Annotated in this window: 3 protein-coding genes; 1 reads left to right on the top strand and 2 read right to left on the bottom strand. The window is 60.0% G+C overall.

Annotation, left to right across the window (positions count from 1 at the left end; genetic code table 11):
• Positions 1-134 precede the first annotated feature (134 nt).
• Positions 135-890, top strand: a complete 756-nt coding sequence (istB, locus tag KNW02_RS20360) for an IS21-like element ISPve1 family helper ATPase IstB (RefSeq protein WP_216035005.1) — start codon at positions 135-137, stop codon at positions 888-890.
• Positions 891-1,141: 251 nt separating this feature from the next.
• On the opposite strand, the gene KNW02_RS20365 is transcribed toward istB, so the two are convergent.
• Both KNW02_RS20365 and KNW02_RS20370 read right to left on the bottom strand, forming a co-directional pair.
• The gene (locus KNW02_RS20365; RefSeq protein ID WP_216035006.1) at positions 1,142-2,074 is read right to left on the bottom strand and encodes an IS5 family transposase; all 933 of its coding nucleotides are present in this window, start codon (positions 2,072-2,074) and stop codon (positions 1,142-1,144) included.
• Between the two features lie 12 nt (positions 2,075-2,086).
• The gene (locus KNW02_RS20370; protein ID WP_216035007.1) at positions 2,087-2,227 is read right to left on the bottom strand and encodes a hypothetical protein; all 141 of its coding nucleotides are present in this window, start codon (positions 2,225-2,227) and stop codon (positions 2,087-2,089) included.
• Positions 2,228-2,376 lie beyond the last annotated feature (149 nt).

The following is a 2,376-nucleotide window of genomic DNA, read 5'->3' on the forward strand; positions in this document are numbered from 1 at the left end:
TCAAAAATCCCATGTCGATCACTCCGTATGCCTCCAGCTGCTTCAAGCCGAGGCAGGGTTGCACATGGGTCAATTCTCAATGACAATTTTGGCGGTTGCCGGGTCAATTCTCAGTGGCAATCAACAGGCGTGGCATGAATGACGCCCCGGAAATCCTGCTCGCCCATCACCTCAAGGCGCTGAAGCTGCCCACCTTCCTGCGCGAGCATCAGAAACTGGCCAGGCAATGTGCGGCGGAAGATGTGGACCATGTCCGATACCTGGCACGGCTTGTCGAACTGGAACTGATCGACCGGGAGCGGCGGATGGTTGAGCGGCGCATCAAGGCCGCCAGGTTCCCGGCCGTCAAAAGCCTGGACAGCTTCGACTTCACGGCAATCCCGAAGCTGAACAAGATGCAGGTGCTGGAGCTTGCCCGGTGCGAATGGATCGAGCGGCGGGAGAACATTATTGCTCTCGGCCCCAGTGGCACGGGCAAGACGCACATCTCCCTCGGCCTTGGTCTGGCCGCCTGCCAGAAGGGCCTGTCCGTCGGCTTCACCACCGCCGCGGCCCTGGTCAGCGAGATGATGGAGGCCCGCGACGAGCGCCGCCTGCTGCGCTTCCAGAAGCAGGTGGCCGGATACAAGCTGCTCATCATTGACGAGCTTGGCTTCGTACCCCTGTCGAAGACCGGCGCCGAGTTGCTGTTCGAACTGATCTCGCAACGCTATGAGCGCGGATCAATCCTGATCACCAGCAATCTGCCCTTTGATGAGTGGACGGAAACCTTCGGCTCCGAGCGCCTCACCGGTGCGCTGCTTGACCGGCTGACCCATCACGTCAATCTCCTCGAGGTGAATGGCGAAAGCTACCGCCTCGCTAACAGTCGCGCCAGAAAGGCCGGCTGACCCCCCTCAAAATCGAAACACGCGGCTGAGACCCCCGCTCGGGCTACGCCCTCACGGCGGTCTCAGCCGCGCGCAAGGGTGGCCGACTTTTGCGCCGCCCAGTGGCTGGCTTTTTGCGCCGCCGTTGACACATATCTCATTGATTTTGAGGGCACCTCGAATTTTCACCGTTTTCCGCTGTTCGTGGGCAGGTCTGCGGGCTTTGTTGCGCAAATCGGGTGAGGGCAGACTTCCCCTTACCCCGAACAGACTCATCCCACCGGCTCTGTAACGGGTATGCCAAGAGCGGTGTAGCGCTTGAGCACAGCGACGCGGACCTGGATTTCCGCGACCTGGCGATCAAAGTCTCTGGCCATCAGGGATTGGCCCAAGAGTTTGATGCAGTTCATCTTGCTCTCGACGCGGCTTCTGCGGTGATATCCGCTCCATCGTCGCCATAGCGCGCGGCCCAGGTATCGCGACGCGTTGACCGCCTCGTTCCGGGCGATGGCTCCGGCACTTGTGGGCCTCCACGGCTTGGCGTTCTTGCGCGGTGGAATGACAGCATGAGCATTGCGAGCGGCAATCGCGTCGTGGCATTTGCGCGTGTCGTAGGCCCCGTCTGCAGTGACCAACTCAATGTCCTGATCGGGCGGGATCTGGTTCAGCAGTTCAGGCAACATGGGCGCATCACCGATGTTGCTGCTGGTGACCTCTACCGCCCGAACCTCCAACGTTTCCTCGTCGATACCGATGTGTATCTTGCGCCAGATGCGGCACCTTGAGCCGCCATGCTTGCGGGCGTTCCACTCGCCTTCACCCTCAGCCTTGATGCCGGTGCTGTCGATGAGGAGGTTCAGTGGGCCGGTGCCACCGCGATAGGGCAGGCGCACGTCCAGAGTTCTCTGGCGCCGACACAGGGTGCAGAAATCTGGTACGGCCCAGTTCAGGCCAGCCAGCCGCAGGAGACTTTCCACGAAACCCGTGGTCTGCCGGAGTGGCATCCCGAACAGGACTTTCATCGTCAGGCAAGTCTGGATGGCCGCGTCACTGAATTGCTGCTGTCGACCACGCTTACCGCTTGGCGGCGGTACCCAGATCATCCCGGGATCAAACCAGATCGAAAGCGATCCGCGTTGCTTCAGTGCGGTGTTGTACGAAGGCCAGTTCGTGGTCTTGTACTTCGTTGGGGCCCAGCTGCTCATGCCCCCCAGCTATCACGCTGGATTCACAAGATGAATCCCCTCCCCCGATTTGCGCAACAAAGCCACGACATTTGAAATAGTGCCGCCGCTACCACTTTCGGTAGCATCATCAGCATCTGAGGCTACATCTGAAAAATTCACAGAAACAGTCATTTACCGCTACCTCGCAGCGCACGGGCGTTGTTGCAGAACTCGGCGCTGGAAGGATTCACACTGCGAATCCGGTAGGTTAAGAATCTCGACATGAGCAAGCCCGAGCCCGCCCGTTACCGCACGACGAACTGGAAATCCTACAACGAAGC

This window comes from Paracoccus marinaquae (assembly GCF_018860165.1).
Classification (GTDB): domain Bacteria; phylum Pseudomonadota; class Alphaproteobacteria; order Rhodobacterales; family Rhodobacteraceae; genus Paracoccus; species Paracoccus marinaquae.

Bases quoted from the DNA above. Each gene is read 5' to 3' on its own strand.
- istB (WP_216035005.1), top strand. From the start codon at position 135: ATGAATGACGCCCCGGAAATCCTGCTCGCCCATCACCTCAAGGCGCTG.
- KNW02_RS20370 (WP_216035007.1), bottom strand. From the start codon at position 2,227: ATGACTGTTTCTGTGAATTTTTCAGATGTAGCCTCAGATGCTGATGAT.
- KNW02_RS20365 (WP_216035006.1), bottom strand. From the start codon at position 2,074: ATGAGCAGCTGGGCCCCAACGAAGTACAAGACCACGAACTGGCCTTCG.